The sequence below is a fragment of the Fibrobacter sp. genome (genome assembly GCF_045601785.1).
Classification (GTDB): domain Bacteria; phylum Fibrobacterota; class Fibrobacteria; order Fibrobacterales; family Fibrobacteraceae; genus Fibrobacter.
In genome coordinates this window covers 1-15,990 of record NZ_JAZSAF010000037.1, presented here as the reverse complement: position 1 = coordinate 15,990, position 15,990 = coordinate 1, and the positions used below count along the sequence as shown (strand labels likewise).

At 50.2% G+C, this 15,990-nt stretch carries 13 protein-coding genes; 6 read left to right on the top strand and 7 right to left on the bottom strand.

From position 1 onward, the window contains the following. Positions 1 to 8 precede the first annotated feature (8 nt). Both rpiA and ACKI61_RS05410 read right to left on the bottom strand, forming a co-directional pair. On the bottom strand, positions 9 to 698 hold the full coding sequence (gene rpiA, locus ACKI61_RS05415; protein WP_407456752.1) for a ribose-5-phosphate isomerase RpiA: 690 nt from the start codon (positions 696 to 698) through the stop codon (positions 9 to 11). After that, positions 698 to 1,318 (bottom strand): peptidylprolyl isomerase, encoded by a 621-nt coding sequence (locus tag ACKI61_RS05410; RefSeq protein WP_407456751.1) that lies wholly within the window; start codon positions 1,316 to 1,318, stop codon positions 698 to 700. Before ACKI61_RS05410 ends, rpiA begins: the two co-directional genes overlap by 1 nt. Before the next feature lie 74 nt (positions 1,319 to 1,392). Between ACKI61_RS05410 and ACKI61_RS05405 the strand changes: the two genes are divergently transcribed. Further along, the gene (locus ACKI61_RS05405) at positions 1,393 to 1,827 is read left to right on the top strand and encodes an acyl-CoA thioesterase (RefSeq protein ID WP_407456750.1); all 435 of its coding nucleotides are present in this window, start codon (positions 1,393 to 1,395) and stop codon (positions 1,825 to 1,827) included. An 11-nt stretch (positions 1,828 to 1,838) separates the two neighbouring features. Here ACKI61_RS05405 and ACKI61_RS05400 read toward each other — a convergent pair whose 3' ends face one another. From ACKI61_RS05400 to ACKI61_RS05380, 5 genes are all read right to left on the bottom strand, one after another. Continuing rightward, positions 1,839 to 3,080 (bottom strand): histidine-type phosphatase, encoded by a 1,242-nt coding sequence (locus ACKI61_RS05400; protein ID WP_407456749.1) that lies wholly within the window; start codon positions 3,078 to 3,080, stop codon positions 1,839 to 1,841. 388 nt (positions 3,081 to 3,468) lie between these two features. After that, positions 3,469 to 3,816, bottom strand: a complete 348-nt coding sequence (hisI, locus tag ACKI61_RS05395; RefSeq protein WP_407456748.1) for a phosphoribosyl-AMP cyclohydrolase — start codon at positions 3,814 to 3,816, stop codon at positions 3,469 to 3,471. 2 nt (positions 3,817 to 3,818) lie between these two features. Beyond that, the gene (locus tag ACKI61_RS05390; RefSeq protein WP_407456747.1) at positions 3,819 to 5,078 is read right to left on the bottom strand and encodes an FISUMP domain-containing protein; all 1,260 of its coding nucleotides are present in this window, start codon (positions 5,076 to 5,078) and stop codon (positions 3,819 to 3,821) included. A gap of 149 nt (positions 5,079 to 5,227) precedes the next feature. After that, complete coding sequence (locus ACKI61_RS05385; protein ID WP_407456746.1) at positions 5,228 to 6,508, bottom strand: glutamate-5-semialdehyde dehydrogenase; 1,281 nt, start codon at positions 6,506 to 6,508, stop codon at positions 5,228 to 5,230. A 270-nt stretch (positions 6,509 to 6,778) separates the two neighbouring features. Continuing rightward, the gene (locus tag ACKI61_RS05380; RefSeq protein ID WP_407456745.1) at positions 6,779 to 9,628 is read right to left on the bottom strand and encodes a glycoside hydrolase family 2 protein; all 2,850 of its coding nucleotides are present in this window, start codon (positions 9,626 to 9,628) and stop codon (positions 6,779 to 6,781) included. Between the two features lie 183 nt (positions 9,629 to 9,811). On the opposite strand from ACKI61_RS05380, the gene rplU reads away from it, so the two are divergent. From rplU to ACKI61_RS05355, 5 genes are all read left to right on the top strand, one after another. After that, complete coding sequence (rplU, locus tag ACKI61_RS05375) at positions 9,812 to 10,297, top strand: 50S ribosomal protein L21 (protein WP_407456744.1); 486 nt, start codon at positions 9,812 to 9,814, stop codon at positions 10,295 to 10,297. 3 nt (positions 10,298 to 10,300) lie between these two features. Next, positions 10,301 to 10,561, top strand: a complete 261-nt coding sequence (rpmA, locus tag ACKI61_RS05370) for a 50S ribosomal protein L27 (RefSeq protein ID WP_072801233.1) — start codon at positions 10,301 to 10,303, stop codon at positions 10,559 to 10,561. A gap of 141 nt (positions 10,562 to 10,702) precedes the next feature. Then, positions 10,703 to 13,018, top strand: coding sequence for a hypothetical protein (locus ACKI61_RS05365; RefSeq protein WP_407456743.1), 2,316 nt, complete (start codon positions 10,703 to 10,705; stop codon positions 13,016 to 13,018). Positions 13,019 to 13,087: 69 nt separating this feature from the next. Next, positions 13,088 to 13,876: an inositol monophosphatase family protein gene (locus ACKI61_RS05360; protein WP_407456742.1), complete on the top strand. Its 789-nt coding sequence runs from the start codon at positions 13,088 to 13,090 to the stop codon at positions 13,874 to 13,876. A gap of 107 nt (positions 13,877 to 13,983) precedes the next feature. Then, positions 13,984 to 15,795, top strand: coding sequence for a glycoside hydrolase family 9 protein (locus tag ACKI61_RS05355; protein ID WP_407456741.1), 1,812 nt, complete (start codon positions 13,984 to 13,986; stop codon positions 15,793 to 15,795). Positions 15,796 to 15,990 lie beyond the last annotated feature (195 nt).

Here is a 15,990-nt window from a genome sequence, read left to right as displayed (position 1 = left end):
AGCAACGCCTAGAATTCGATTAAGCCTTTCTCGGCGTCGGCGAGAATCACCTTGGTCGCCATGCCCACGAACAGCCCGTGACCCACGATTCCCACGATGTGTTCCAGGTCGCGGGCGAGCTTGCCGGCGTCTTCGATAATGCCGAACTTGGCGTCTGCAATCAGGTTGCCCGAGTCGCTAATCACCGGGCCGTCCTTACCGGGAGCTCCCATGCGCACCTTCAACTCTCCGCCGAGTTTCTTCACCCGTTCGGTCACTACGGCAATGGCACCTGGAATAATTTCCAGTGGCACGGCAAACTTTTCACCAAGCTTGTTTACCTTTTTGCCGGAATCGGCGATGATCACATAGTTGTCGGTCATGGATGCGACAATCTTTTCGAGCAGGTGTGCCGCACCGCGTCCCTTGATCAGGTTGCGCTGGTCGTCGATTTCATCAGCACCGTCTATTACCATGTCCAAGTGGGCCACTTCGCCCATTTCCTTGAGTGGAATGCCCAGACTGCGACATTGGAGTGTTGTGCTCCAACTGGTGCTTACGCCTGTCACGTGCAGGCCTTCCGTCTTGATGCGTTCGGCAAGTCGATTCACCATGTGTGCGGCCGTGCTACCCGTACCGAGCCCCACGGTCATACCATCTTTGATCATGTCTGCAGCACGAATGCCTGCAGCTTTCTTGAGTTCATCCATCGATGCCATTAGCGCCATCTCCTGTTGGGATTGTTTGAATCGAAATCGTCTTCATCAAAATCGTCAAAACCATTGTCAAAATTTTCTTCGCCTTCTGGGAAGCCGCTTTCCAGTTCTGTAAAACTGGGCTGTTCAATGGCGACGACAGTCACGTCAAAAATCAGGTCTTTACCCGCGAAGGGGTGGTTCCCGTCAACAATCACGGTCTCTTTTTTGATTTCCTTGATGGTGTAGATTCCATCGGATTCGCCGTCATCGTCAAGGTTCAGCCCGTCAACAAATTCGTCTGGCGTCTCGGGCAGTTGAAATTCACGCACATCGTCGTCCATGAACATTTCAAGTTCCATGCCGAGCCAGATTTCACCCACTTCACGGAGTTCTTCCTTGGGCACTTCCATCACCAAATCAGGTCGGTAGGGACCGTAACCCTGTTCAAAGGGAATGTCGACAGAAAAACTTTCATTTAGGTGGCGTCCGTTCAGGGCATCTTCTAGTCCTGGGATAATGTTGTTGTACCCGTGGATGTATACGAACGGGACGTTTGCGGGAACCTCTTCGAGAATTTTCCCAGTCCGCTCTTTTAGCGTATAGGCAATGCTGATTTTCAGCTTGTCTTGAACAATTTCCATACGGGCTCAAATATAAAAAATTTGAGTGTATTTACTAAATTTTACCAGTTCATTCGAAGTCTGTAGGAGATGATATGGCTATTGGAATGGAAGAAACTGTTGATCCGATGAAATTTACGCAGGTGTTCAAGGTGACACCAGAAATGATAGATGACAACCACCATTTTAACAATGTCTGGTCTGTTCAGTGGATTCAGGACATTGCGATTGCTCATTCCGATTCAGTCGGAGGAACTGCCATGATGCACGAGCTTGGTGCTGCATGGATGATCCATGTGCAGCATGTCGAATATAGGAATCAGGCTTTCTTGGGCGAAGAAATTCGTGGAACGACCTGGGTGGCCGCCTATGGCAAAGTTGCGTCTTCCCGTAGAAGCTGCTTTGAACGGGTCTCCGACGGCAAGGTCATCTTTGAGTCGGAGACGCAGTGGGTGCTTGTCGACATGCGCCGCGGACGACCGATGGCGATCCCTGATGAAATGAAGAAACTCTATGTGGAAGGCAAATAAAGCCGTTCTGCTTAGGGTAGAGTTTTTTTGTAGAATTCGCGGACATCTTCCCAGCGGTAATAAGGCGCCGCTGGGCATTTCTTTGCTGAAGCTTCACCGCAGGTGACGGGCAGCTTCTGCTCGATTTCGTTGAGCATCACCTTCACTAAAATAGGGTACTCTTTCTTGCTTGACTTGTAGAAGATGAACTGCACGTTAGCGGCCATCGGGCTGATTTCATAGTCGCGCCAGACCTTGTGCAGGTTCTCCATGTCGTTGGTTTCAATACCGGTGTTCTGCGTGCCGTTCTCTAATTGCAGTAGAACTACAAACGGAAAGATAACGGTATCGTGCCCGAAGCGAAGTGTGGCCGTGGTCTTTTTTGCGGCCATTGAAGTTTTGTCTGCTTTGGCCGTGTCGGCGGCAATTACCTTGTCGGCTTCGTCCAGAACGTTTTTCAAGAGCGGGCGAGCGTTGTCGAGCCCCTGTTTCTTGGCGAAAGGATTGTTGCCGAGAACGCTGTACCACCAGGCGTTCTGCGCATGCCAGCGGGCGGCAAGGTCTTCTTCGGTCCAAAGGTCATCGAAGCTGAATTCGATTTCGGGACTGCCTTGCAGGCTGTTTCCGATTTCATAAATCTTGCTGAGTAGGTCGCCCGCGTCAATGTTCTTCTGCACGTATGTCGAATCGTTGAAAATCGCATTCATCATGCGGGCCGGGTTCACGTGGCTGTAGAGTTTTTCGTTTTCTTTTTGCCATGCGGGCGTGTTGGATTCGCCGATAATCTTGCCGAAGTCGAGCGGGCTGATGAAGCTCATCAGGTACTTGCCCGATTCCTGGTGGATGTTTAGCTTCGGCTTCTGGTCGCGCAGTTCCTCGAGAAACGCGGCCATGCTCACGACGCAGCGGGTCGAGGTGCTGGCATAGGCTTCGATGTAGGCGTTGTTCTTGAACAGTTCGGGGAAGTTCTTCACCATGCGCTTCGCGATTCCCTGGTGCTGTGCCACGCCGAGCTGGGTCAAATCGCCTGCGCGCGGGGCGGCGTATTCGTCCAGGTGCTTTGCTCGTTTAAGCAGACTCTTGCCGAGGTCGGTGAGCTTGCCTGCGGAATCGGCTTTTACGAGCGTATTGTACAGCGCGTGATAGTGGTCGGCCGGCTGGTGGAATCGGCTGCCGTGCCTGCCGTAGTGGCTCAAGTAAAACGGTTTGTAGCCTGTGGGAGCCTTGGTGTACTTGGCTGTCGGAGTAGGGTAGGCGTAGTAGTTGCTGCCCATCTGACGGAAATTTTTGACGCTATCGGTTGCGTAAACGGGGTTTGTTTGAGTTTCTGCAAAAGAAAGGCTGGCAAAAACAATGAAGCTTGCCTGAATGGCTTTAAAAAAGGAAGATTTTCTTGACTTGGACATATAAATTGAGCGAAAAGTGGTTTTCATATGCTTGTTGTTAATTTGTTTGTGATAAAAACGTTTTCTAAAAAATAAAAAAGCATATAAATCTTTGGAAACTCTTTTTTTATATGCTTCGTACTGTTTTGTTTGATTAAAAATGGGGCTGCGGTTCTGATTACAGGCATATAAATCAACTCGTAGACCTGATTTATATGCCTATGGACCCTAAAATGGCCTTAAAAAAGCCTTGAAGAGCTTTTTGATGGCGTGAGACTTACTCGCAGACTTTAAAGAAGCAGCTGCGGGCTCCGGTGTGGCAAGCGACCTGCGGCCCCTGCATGCGGACCTTAAAGAGCAATGCGTCAGAGTCGCAGTCGGCGGCCCATTCAACGACCGTCATCACGTTTCCGCTGGTGTCGCCCTTGTGCCAGTATTCCTTGCGGCTACGGCTCCAGAACACCATCTCGCCGCATTCGTGTGTGCGGCGGAGGGCTTCCTCGTTCATCCAGGCCATCATCAGTACGTCGCCCTTGTCTGCGTCCTGCACAATTGCCGGCGCAAGTGCAACGCCGTCCACTTCAACTTCGAATTTAATCTCTTTAATTAGGTCTTCGAATTTCATGTTTATTCCTTTATGCAACGAATGGGATGTGCTGAATTTTTATCTGATGTATGCCAAAGAATATTTGACCAGATAAGCTCTTCGTTCATAGCGGTGTACGCATAATAACCAGCGAATGTTCCGTTTTTAGGGGATTCTTCTAAGCTCCAAAAGGCGGTATATCCATCGAGTCCTTGATAATTGCCTTGGTATATAAGACCTGAGGAAAGCATTGAAAAACCAAATTCATCGGTTGCATCTAAATCCTTTTCTTCCCATGTTTTCATGTCTCTTAATTTTGTTGCCGCCCCATGATAGTAAGCGTATGAACCTTTATCTTCAATGCCGGTCATAATAGATTCTAATAAAGTAGTCCAATCCGTTTTGTTGGGAATTCTATATCCTTCTGGGCAGATACCTCTTAACTTTTCGTCTTCCGAAAAATTACAGAGAGCCTGAAATCCACAGGTTCCATATCCGTTTTTTTCTATGGAAACGCTGTCGATTGCGGCGGCCCATGTATAAAGCCTTCCGTATTTTTTACAATATTCGAGGCTGTCGTTATAGCAAAAGCTGTTGGAATCTGTTTCACTCAAAACGTATCGATAATCCAGGTTTTGAGCCATCCATTCCTGGTCAAAGATTTTTACGGTTCTATAGACTTTATTTTCACGGGAGTCCAATAATTCTCCATACTCGATGTCTGGATTTAGGTAGTCGGTTGCAACGCAATTGTACTCCTTGCAACTGTATTTTCCTTCGGGTAATACAGTCGGAATCCAGACGCTTGAACTAGATTCTTCGGAGGAACTAGATTCTTGTACAGACGACGAATAAACGGACGAGGATGATTCTTTTAAAGAGGAACTGCTAGACGATTCAGGAACGGAACTCGATGATTCTTCTTCGGAAATTTTCGGGATGACGTTACGGTAATATGCTTTATCGTTTTCAACCTTGCAGATACATGATTCGAGGGACTTCTCTCCATAGTTTGTTATCATGGGAGAAAGATCTCCATCGCTTTCTAGCACGTAAGAACAATTCGAAACTTTGGCACGAATATGCATATAGCGCTGTTCTGTGACGATTTCTATGCTGTAATGCCCCTGGTAGTACTCAGCAGAAGTGCATCGCGCATAGAATGCCAGCATGAGACTCATATACTCGTTAAGTTCATCACATATATGATTGGCGATGAAATCATTGCCAGGTAGTGAATCTGTCCATGGATCGGTTTCAGAAATTCCGAATCTTTCGTTACACCATGAATCGAATCCCATTTCGGAGGAACTAGAAATGTTGGATGAATCCTCTGCTGAAGAACCGGAGTCCCCACCACAGGCATTAAAAAGAAGCGCAATCAGTATACAGAAAACAAATGACCATTTATTGTTCATTGTATATAATCATCTTGTTATTTGTTTTATTACTAGCCACGCACCTGGCCGTTGCCGCGGAGCACCCACTTGTAGGTGCAGAGGCTTTCCACGCCCATGGGGCCGCGAGCATGCAACTTGTCGGTAGAAATACCCACTTCGGCGCCGAGACCGTATTCGCCGCCGTCGGCAAAGCGGGTGCTTGCGTTTACCATGACGCTGCTGCTGTCCACGTTCGCGACAAAGTAATCCTGCACGCTTGCGTCTTCGGCAACCACGGCTTCGGTGTGGCGGCTGCTGTTCTTTTCGATGTGGTCGCAGGCTTCGGCCACGTTATCCACGAACTTCACGCTTGCCTTCAGGGCCAAATATTCGTGGTGGTAATTGCTGTCATCACCGATGTCCTTGATTCGGCTGTCGTGGCTCTGGGCGTCGTGATCGCCAAAGAGTTCTACGCCACGGTCGGCGAGGCAATCAATGAGTTTTTTGACGGTTGCTGCGTCAATGTGGCGGTCGATAATCACGCATTCCATGGCGTTGCACACGCCCGTACGCTGCGTCTTGGCGTTAATCAAAATGTTTACGGCCTTGTCCATATCGGCGGACTTATCGACATACACGTGGCAAATGCCGTTGAAGTGCTTGATCACGGGAATCTTGCTCTGTTCCACCACCGCGCGAATCAGGCGTTCGCCACCGCGGGGAATCACGAGGTCAATACAGTCGCTACGCTGCAACAGCATGCCCACCAAATCGTGGCTCGTTTCGGTCACCAGCTGCACGGCGTCTTGGTCGATGCCTTCTTCGGCGAGAGCTTCGTGGAAAATGCCCGCGAGGCATTTGGCGGAATTCAGCGATTCTTTGCCGCCGCGCAAAATCACGGCGTTTCCCGCCTTAAAGCAGAGGCAGGCTCCGTCGATGGTCACGTTGGGGCGGCTTTCAAAAATAAAGAACACGGAGCCGATAGGTACGGCGATACGGCTAATCTTGATACCGTTCTTCAGTTCGCGGCTTTCCAGCACCCGGTTCAGCGGATCGGTAAAGGCGGCGATTTCTTCGGCCCCCTTGGCCATGGCTTCGATGCGGGCGTCGTTCAAGGTCAAGCGGTCCATCTTCGAGTCGTCGAGCTTTCCGGCGGCGGCTTCCAGGTCTAGCTTGTTTGCTGCAAGGATTTCCGGCTTACGGTCGCGCAGAATCTGGGCGACACGGATCAGCACGGCGCTACGCTTTTCGCCCGGGAGGGTACGGAGCGCCTTGCTTGCCTTCTGGGCGTTTTTGGCCAGAAGGTCGGAGTATTCTTCCAAGTTGGAATATTTCAAGTTGGAGCAAGTCATAAGCCGTTTTTATCCTTTTTTGAGCAATTTTTTTACTGTTTGTCTTATTTTACAATATAGAAACTTGTTTTTTGTCACATTGAATTATAATTTAAAAATACAGGTTTGTTTTTACCCGCGACGTGGGTTTATTGTCGCAAGGTATCGGACTTGGGTGTTTAGACTCGGTGCAATCCTTCTCTCTCGGGGAAGCACCGAGTCTTTTTTTTAGTTTGTCAAAAAAAGACGCAGGTGAACCTGCGCCCTTCTTTGATGTTCTTTGGTGTAATCTTACAGCAGATCAACGATTGTCGTAAACAGCTTGTCTGCGAGCGGGTTGGTTTCAAGCCCTTCAATCACGTTGAACTGGTTGAACATAATCTTGCCGTTGCCGAACGGATAGAGCTGAAGGTCGGAGCCCGTCTTGACTTCGCCGTTCTTCAAGCTGACGGAGCGGGCGAATACGGTTGCGCCCGGAAGTTCGTTCAGCGAGATGCTCGGCATCACTGCAGCGGCATTGCTGTCGAGTACAGATGCCTCACCGAATACCGGTGCGAGTTTTGAACCCTTGGGCAGGTAGTGCAGACTGAGTTCGTTCGCGCCGGTGCTCCAGTGTGATTCAATGTTGCAGTCGAACTGATGGCTCTGGTTCAGATAGTCAATATCTTCCTGCGTCATGTCCGAAAGCAGCAGCGTCTTGCCTCCGTTCTTCACGACATCCACGAGCTTGTCCAGGATTTCGTCCGGCCAGGAACTCAGGTTTGCGGTAAAGATGATCTGTTCTGGACCCGTAAGAGCTGCGAGGGCATCGCTGGATTCTTCGCTGTTGTCCAAGAAGCAGACCTTCTTCATGGCATTCTTCACATCGGCTTCGGCAATGACAATGATGTCTTCGGTGGAGGTGTGGATGACCTTGCCGTCGTTGACCAGTGTAACCTTGAGAATGAAGTTCCCTTCATTTCTGGGGGCAATCATTGTGCAGTTGCCAAGTTGCGTCAGACTGGTCTTTCCGGTGTGTTCTTCCGGGGTAATCTTGCTGGAGGCCATCTCCTTGCCTTTTTCGTCGAGGAGGCTGATTTCGACAGCCACGTCTTCGTAGCGGCTGTTGTTCAGGAGTGTCACCTGGAAGCTGATTTCTGTCTGCGGGGCGACGACATGTTCCAATTCGCTAATCAGGACGCGGCTTGGGGTCGTGATTTCCTTGGAGAAGTCTTCGAATCCCTTGCTTATGCGGTTTTCATCGCAAAGACCGCTGAAATCAGTTCCGCAGTCGGCCCACTGGTCCAGGAAGAAGCCTGCAATCTGCGGGTTGCTCTGGAGTGCCGTGATTTGGTCAAGTTTGCTCTTCAAGGCGATACGGTTCGCATCATCGACAAAGCTCTTGTAGGATTTCCAAATGGAAAGGTCGCTTTCAACAAAGTTCTCGATGGTCTTGATGAAGTTCTTGATGTTCTTCTGGTTCTTGACGCTGCGCGGACCGCTAATGTTTGTAGCACTTGCAGGGAGGAGCGTGTGGTTCTTTAGGGTGACGAGCATCTTGTTGTTGATGTCGTTTGCCACATTTTCTTCTTCGTCCTGGAAATGACTGTCGCCAAGTCCGGTGTCGGGAACGGATAGCTCCTCGGCATCGCGGTCGAAACTATGTGCCAGGAAATGGCTGTATGCCGCATTCGGTGTCATGCGCGGATTCATGCGGAGTGTGGCGTAGGTCGAAATCTTGTCGACAGTCACGGGCAGGAGCTTGCCGGTATCCTTGTGGAAGTTGCCCTCGTTGTCAAGGTAGATGCTGTTCAGGTTGCTGATGACTGGACGCGTCATGTCGACGGGGCTAATGGCGTTTAAGAGCTTGTTGCCGTTCTGTAGCAGAAGCGTTCCGTTTTCGGCTCCCATGACCCATGCACCGATGCAGGGGTGATGGTGCTGTTCGGCAACGATGTCGTTGATCAGGCTCTTTACGATTTCAAGTCCTTGTGGGGTGGACTTCATGGTGTGGATCGGGAATTCCTGGAACACGATGATGCCAAGCTTGTCGCAAATATCGAGAGCCGCTTCGCTCAAGGGGGCGCCGCAACTACGGATGGCGTTGTAACCGGCGTTCTTGACGGCCTGGAGGTCCTTTTCGAGCTTCGGGTTGTCGTTGGTCCAAAGTCCGCCTTCGCTCCACTGCTGGTTGTAGCTGATGCCCTGAATTTTCAAAATCTGGTCGTTCAGGTAGTAGTCGCCCTTCAGGCAGTCGAACTTGCGGAAACCGAAGGTGCGCACCACGGGGAATGCGTATTCGGCGCGCTTGATTTCCTTGCCGTCCTTTTCTTTGCCGGCCTTGATTTCCATCTGGAATTCAATGGCGTACACGTTCGGATGCTCAAGGCTCCACTGGAACTTGTGGCGCTGCTGTTCCTTTATTTCGAAAACAAAGCGCTGCGTCATGTTTTCCTTGTCGAGCTTCAGGTTGTCCACGAACTGCTCGTACACATCGCCGTCGGGATTTCTCATGAGCACGCGGAGCCTGGTCTGGAATCCGCGCGGGTTGTTGAACGTGAGCTCGCAGGCGATTCTTTCGGAATCGGCGTCCGGTTCAAGTTTGACGTCCGAAATGAAGGCTGCGGTGCCCAAAATCAGGTCGACATGGCCAAAGATGCCGCCGAACGGGTACTGCGTCCAGGGGAGTCCGACGGGGAGCTCACCCGGGTGGCCGTAGCGGTCGTCGGCGCCATCAGCGCTTTCGCGACCGAAGTCGATACGGCTATTGGTGGCGCCCATATTGGCGACTCGTACGCAAAGAATGTTCTCTTCGCCAATCTTGAGAGCCTTTTGAAGTTCTATGATGAATGGGGTGTATGCACCGAAGTGCGTGCCCAAAAACTTGCCGTTGAGCCAGATGGTCGCATGCGATGCGATGCGCTCGAACCTTAAGAAGATGCGCTTTGCGACTTGTTTTTCTTCGTCGATGGTGAAGCGTTTGAAGTAGAAGGCGCAATCCTGCGACATCAAAAGCTTGTCGAAAGCCCTTTCCCAAATGTGGGGAACATGCACATCCTGGGTGTCTTTGGGGTAAGTAGCGTACCAACGATTAGAAATGCCGGCATCTTCGGTATCCCAAATCATCTGCCAGTCGCCATCAAGGCTCAAAATCTTGCTCATTCGAGTTTCCTTTATGAAATTTTGCGAGTAAAGATAGAATTTTAGACGGAAAGGGTGCGCTCTGTTTCTGGGAAATAGGGCCAAATTGTGGAAAAAAGAGCTTTTTTGGTCGTTTTGCCTTTACAAACACTTAAATATTTCTATATTTGGGGTCCCAATAGCAACCAAAAAAGGATTACAAAAATGTATTCTATTGTTGAAACAGGTGGTTTCCAGTATAAAGTTGAGCTGGGCAAGGCTTATAAGGTCCCCACGCTCGATGCCGCTGTTGGTTCCGAACTGGAGCTCAAGTCCGTTCTTCTTTTCGCAGGAAAAGAAGTGCAAATCGGCACCCCTGTCCTGAACGACGCCTCCGTGAAGGTTGAAGTGCTTGCCCACGGCAAGTATGACACCATCATCGTTTACAAGAAGAAGCGCCGTACCCGTTACGAACGTCGTAACGGTCATCGTCAGGGCTATACCGAGGTGCTGGTTACGGAACTTCGCTCCGGCGCAGAATCCGCAAAGGTCGACTCCAAGGTTATCGATCGCAACCGCGCTCGCGTGGCTGCCCTCGCTAAGCAGAAGGTGCAGAATGTGCCTCTGACTCGCAAGGAAAAGATTGCCCAGGGTCTCCCGAAGCCCGCCAAGGTCAAGAAGAACTCTCTGCGTAAGGCTAAGGAGGTATAATCCATGGCTCATAAGAAAGGTCAAGGTTCAGTACGTAACGGCCGCGACAGTAACGCCAAGTACCTTGGTGTTAAGAAGTATGCGGGCGAAGTCGTCAAGGCTGGCAACATCATCGTTCGTCAGCGCGGTTCTCACTTCCACAAGGGCACCAACGTGGGCATGGGCAGGGATTTCACTCTGTTCTCTCTCGTCGATGGCAAGGTGAAGTTCGAACGCCTCGATGCAAAGCGTCAGAAGGTTTCAGTCTACCCGGAAGAAAACTAATCGGTTTTGAATCGTTTAGAGCCGACGGTACCAAAAGTACCGCCGGTTTTTTGTTTTATCCCGCTACAGCCAACTGCCAACTGCCTACTTCCTACTGCCTACTGTCTACTTCCTACTACTTTTTTTGCTATTTTATTGCTGATGTCTAGACTTTATATGTTGCGCATGTCGCTTTGGGCGCTTGTCGTTGCTTTATTTGCGACCTTGATGGGCTGCTCCGACGACGACAGTTCGGTTGAGTTCTTGTTTGACCGTGAAATATCGGATTTTTCTGTGTTGCGCCAGTGTGCCAAGGATGCCGATAGCGGATCCTATTGTTTCATGGTGCGCTTCCGTTATCCAATTGATACCGAAAAGCTTGAAAGGATTTATTTGTGGGTGGATTCGACCGTCGTGGGGGATTCCGCAAAAACCGTGGATGACGAACAACTGGAAAAGGCGACTGATAGCTTCGAGTACCCGTCGGGAACGGAAGACCTTTTTGATACCATTGACCTGACTGGCTATATCCAGGACTATGTCAAGGAGCGCGACAGTCTGATGGTTGCTATCTACTGCGACTATGAAAGCGGAAGGCCCGGAACGGTGCAGCGCATCTATTTGCATTTTGGCGACGACATTGATCCGTCTCTCATCTCCGTGACCGACTCCATGTGGACGACGGGCTACCTTGTCGAATGGTCCAGGCCGACGGACCAGACGGATTACTATACACCCAACGAACTTTCGGGAACCATTGTCGGCTACAACATCGAATTGCATACTGAAGATAAAGATGAAGATATCCGAAAACTCAAGGTGAAACTTTTTTCACCTGATGGAATCGATTCAACGGGGGAGACTCTTTATAGGCGTCATGCACGCATCTATTCCAACAACGATTCCATGTGGATCGATACGGTATCGCATGGCGACCGCGTGAAGAATTACTTGCGAATCATGGTCAAGGATGGTAAGGGGTACAACACCGACGATGCGGATTCCAATGTGTTCCGCCTGATTGTCGAAGGTCTCAAGGTCGAATCTAGGTATAGCATCACGATTTCTTCGTGGGACACTTCGTCGAATGAGTCGGGCAAGTTTACGAAAGATTTCATCACGACCGATTCTATAGCTCCTTTGATGCCGACAAAAATATGGACCATCAGGGACACGCTGTATCCCGAAATGGCCCGTCTCGATAGCAATAACCGCCTACGCATTTTCTGGAGCAGGAGCGTTGATCCGCTCGATGTCAAACATGAAATCGAAGTGGATTCGGTGCTCACGATTCCGGATACATGCCTTTTCAAGATTTGTTATGATACCGTGGCGACCTACATGATAGAGCGTCTTGATCCTTATAGCGGGGTTTGGAATGCCTACAGCTATGCTGGGGGAGCCGACCGCTATGGCAAGATGTATAAGCTGTCCGGCGATACCATGAAGGTTTCGTCCAAGGGTACCTTTGTGTCTGATACGATTCGCTGGGTATCTCCTGGCGATACGCTGATTCTGCGCATCCGTTCCATCGACAAGTCCGGCTACTATTCCGTGGCGTTGATTGATACGATTTATGTGTCTCCGGGTGAATTGGCTGGCGAAATCGAATGTCCCGAAGGTTTTGTAGCGGTCAAGGCGTCCGATACCCTAAAGTTCTGTATGGAACGCCTTGAGCACCAAAACGATTCCGGAGCCTTTATGACGGATGTGCTTTATTCCGAAGCGCTCGATGCTTGCGAGTCGATGTCAGCGAGTGGCTTTACCGTGAGTCTCTGCAATGAGCGTGATTGGGAACTGGTGTGCCTGTCTGGAGGAACGCTTACCTATGGTGTCGTTCAGGAAGATCTCTCTGAAGCATCCGAGTTCCTTTTTACGGACTGCAATGTGGCGACAAATGATTCTATTTCTGCTTTCGACGAGACGAAGCATAACCTGCGCTGCATCAATCCGATGGGTGTCCGTGACCTGCCCGGCCAGTTCCAGGAATGGGTGAAGGGTCGCTCAGAGGATACGGCCGCCGTCGTCAAGGGCGGTAGCTACAGGATTATGGGCGGCATCGATCGCGAGACGCAGGCCCGCTGCACGAACCGCAGCTTCCCGTACTTTACTCGCTTGGCCTACACGACCGATTCCGTTTACCTGTATCGCGAGGGCACCAAGGTCGATACGGTGTTCCAGGCAGATACTTCGAGAACGTTGTTCCAGGTCCTGACGAAAAAGGATTTCAAGGATTCATTGCAGTTCTTCGATGTGCAGGATTCTAACGGAAATTCTGTGGGTACGGACTATGCCCCGTATGCTGAATACAAGAAGGGTGGCGAAGAATGGCTCGAATCGATTTCTAATGGCATGAAGTACGTGCCGGATCACATCGAAGTCGTCTTCTTAACAGGCGAGCGTGTCGCGTTCCGTGGGGCTGCCAACTACTACAAGTCACCGAGCATCGGATTTAGATGTTGCGCATACAAGGAATAATGTAATTGATAGTGGATGATGGATAATTGATGATTAAATTATTCATCTATAAAGAATCTTTTGTTTCTCATGTCTAATACTGAAGATTATTTAAAGGTTGCAGAAACTCTAGCAAAAGAGGCGGGGGCTCTTTGCCTTGAAATTCAACATGACTTGGGTGATGTCAGGTACAAGTCCAAGAAGGATGTTGTCACCCGTGCAGACATCGCTAGCGAAAAGCTAATTGTCGAAGGTCTCAAGAGGGCTTTTCCCGAACATTCGATTCGCACCGAAGAAGCGGGCATTATCGAAGGCGCTGACCCGCGCTACCGCTGGATTATCGATCCGGTCGATGGAACGGTGAACTTTAGCCGCGGAATTCCCCTGTGGGGCATTTCTATCGCACTCCACTTCGAAGGGAACCCGCTTGTGGCTGTGGTGAACTTGCCTAAGCTCGGCGAGCTCTATACCGCGGTAAAGGGCGCGGGCGCATTCATGAACGGTAAGCCTATTCATGTGAGTAATGAATCGGACCCCGTGCATGCGATTGTAAGCAACGGCGACTTCAATGTAGGGGATGTGTCCAAAATTAACGCCCAGAATTCCAAGAATTTTGCACGCGAAGCCGAAACCTTTGAACGGGTGAAGTGCTTTGGTTCGGCCGTCATCGAAGGCTGCTTTACCGCCTGCGGTCGTCTGGATTGTTTCGTGATGACCATGAGCTACCCCTGGGACATTGCTGCCATAGCCCTGCTTGTGGAAGAAGCCGGCGGCAAGTCGACCCATATCGATGGGACTCCCATGCAGTTTGTGGATGCAGAACAAGTCATTTTTAGTAACGGAATTTTACATAACGCGCTAATTGCTGCTCTTCAATGAGTTTGAGCCGCTCGTCGGCTCCTGTGTAAATAATCTTTTTATGTGAATAAGCTTAGAAATAAGCTATATTGGGTCATGTTTGGATGTGTTGGTTATTTGGAGAAGTCATGAATTACAAGAAGTATATCATGTCGGGTTTGGCCGTTTTCGGCCTTGCTGCGACCACAGCGACTGCTGCCCTAAGTACCGATGACTATGTAGAAGCGGCCTGGATGACAACACGCTTTTTGGGGGCTCAGCGCTCGGGCGAAGGCCCAAACTGGATTTTGGATGGCACGAACCACACGACAAGTTTTACCAAGGACAGCTACAACGGCAAGAATGTAAGCGGAGGCTGGTTTGACTGCGGCGACCACGTGATGTATGGTCAGTCCCAGGGGTATGCCTCCTATGTGCTTGCCCTGGCCTATGCGGAATTTACCGAAGGCTTTTACGACCTTTACACTGGCGACTATACCGACTACAAGGCGAGCAAAGACTATACGATGAAGGGCGGCAAGGCGAACAAGGTTCGTGACCTGCTCGAAGAGTTGCGCTATGAAGCCGATTTTTGGGTCAAAGCCGCTATCGATGGCAACAATTTCGTGACCGTGAAGGGTGACGGCAATGCGGACCACCAGAAGTGGGTGACTGCCGGCATGATGAGTACCCTTGGCTCTGGCGAAGGTGGCGAACCCCGCTCAATTACGGGTAATGCGAACGACGCCTTTACGCCGGGCCTTGCTGCAGCCATGCTTGCTGTGATGGCCCGTATTGATCCCGAAGAATCGAACCAGAAAAAGTACCTGTCGGCTGCAAAGACCGCCTACAGCTATGCTAAATCCCATAAGGGCGTCACGAATTCGTCGGGCTTCTACGAATCAAGTTGGTGGGGCACGGGCGACGATCAGCGTTGGGCAGATGGTCCTTTCCTTGCCTCTCTTGAACTTTACCGAACTACCAAAGATGAATCGTACAAGACGGATGCCGAAAACTGGTACAAGGATCTTATTTTTTATGCAGGATCCGGAACTCGTTTTGGATACAGCAACGTGGTACCTCTGTCTGTGGTGCTTGGCGAATCGGTGCTTGAATTGTATCCCAAGGGAACCTACAAGGATGCGCAGAGTTTCCTGAACGCCATTTATGTGAAGAATGTCAAGGATGGCATTTTCACAAAGGAAACGAGCGGTGGCGACCATTTCCATGTGCGTACTCCGTCGGGTGGCGCATTCCTTTATGCCCTTTATTCCAAGCTCTTTGATGATGATTCTTACGACAGCATGATCGAAAAGAATGTGGCCTATCTGCTTGGTGACAATGGCAGCAAGAAGTCTTATGTTGTAGGTTTTAGCAAGAATGGGGCGAACGCTCCCAAGGCGCCGCATCACCGCGGCTACTATGGTAACGAAGATCCGGGTCGCGAGGTGGATTCCGGACTTCAGCCGCCTGAAAAAAACAAGCTTCTGGGGGGCATGATTGCGGGCAACTTCAATAGTGGCAGCCACAGCGGTACCGTGTCTAACTGGCAGGAGAACGAAGTCTGTGTCGACATGAACGCCCCGATGGTTGGAGCCCTTGGATACATCTTGATGAAGAAGGCTCCGAAGACTGACGAAGATCTGGGAATCAAGTCTATTGTCAAGAAGGATTCGACCAAGCAGGATTCTATCAAGAAGGATTCTTCCAAACAAAGTGTTGATCTTCTAAATCTTACTGCAAAGAAGTTTACGCTTAGCAATTATGGCTCGGTGGTGACCGTATCTCACTCCCTGAATGTACCGTTCAAGGTCCAGGTGTTCGATCTGACGGGAAAACTCCTGCAGGAAGTCAAGAGTGAAGGCCAGAATCTGGAATTCAAGCTCCAGAGAAGGGGAGTCTTCCGCGCTCGAGTCGTTTCGGCTAGGTCGAGCGAAATGTTCACGGTGAAGGCTTACTAGTAGTCGCGAATAGACATCGAAAATTTGCTTAAAAACCCGCCTTTTGAGGGCGGGTTTTTTGTATACAGAAAACCACCCGCTAGGCGGGTGGTTCCAAAGAGCCTACGGCTTTACATCCTTGTGGAAAGCAGAAATCCTTTGATTAAATTTGCCACGCGGTCTGACCACCTGCATAACAAATAACCAAAGGATTTT

Excerpts from the sequence above, each read along its gene's own strand:
- hisI (WP_407456748.1), bottom strand. The coding sequence starts at position 3,816 with ATGAAATTCGAAGACCTAATTAAAGAGATTAAATTCGAAGTTGAAGTG.
- ACKI61_RS05390 (WP_407456747.1), bottom strand. The coding sequence starts at position 5,078 with ATGGGATTCGATTCATGGTGTAACGAAAGATTCGGAATTTCTGAAACC.
- ACKI61_RS05385 (WP_407456746.1), bottom strand. The coding sequence starts at position 6,508 with ATGACTTGCTCCAACTTGAAATATTCCAACTTGGAAGAATACTCCGAC.
- rpmA (WP_072801233.1), top strand. The coding sequence starts at position 10,301 with ATGGCTCATAAGAAAGGTCAAGGTTCAGTACGTAACGGCCGCGACAGT.
- rplU (WP_407456744.1), top strand. The coding sequence starts at position 9,812 with ATGTATTCTATTGTTGAAACAGGTGGTTTCCAGTATAAAGTTGAGCTG.
- ACKI61_RS05400 (WP_407456749.1), bottom strand. The coding sequence starts at position 3,080 with ATGGGCAGCAACTACTACGCCTACCCTACTCCGACAGCCAAGTACACC.
- ACKI61_RS05405 (WP_407456750.1), top strand. The coding sequence starts at position 1,393 with ATGGCTATTGGAATGGAAGAAACTGTTGATCCGATGAAATTTACGCAG.
- ACKI61_RS05355 (WP_407456741.1), top strand. The coding sequence starts at position 13,984 with ATGAATTACAAGAAGTATATCATGTCGGGTTTGGCCGTTTTCGGCCTT.
- ACKI61_RS05380 (WP_407456745.1), bottom strand. The coding sequence starts at position 9,628 with ATGAGCAAGATTTTGAGCCTTGATGGCGACTGGCAGATGATTTGGGAT.
- ACKI61_RS05365 (WP_407456743.1), top strand. The coding sequence starts at position 10,703 with ATGTCTAGACTTTATATGTTGCGCATGTCGCTTTGGGCGCTTGTCGTT.
- ACKI61_RS05410 (WP_407456751.1), bottom strand. The coding sequence starts at position 1,318 with ATGGAAATTGTTCAAGACAAGCTGAAAATCAGCATTGCCTATACGCTA.
- rpiA (WP_407456752.1), bottom strand. The coding sequence starts at position 698 with ATGGCATCGATGGATGAACTCAAGAAAGCTGCAGGCATTCGTGCTGCA.
- ACKI61_RS05360 (WP_407456742.1), top strand. The coding sequence starts at position 13,088 with ATGTCTAATACTGAAGATTATTTAAAGGTTGCAGAAACTCTAGCAAAA.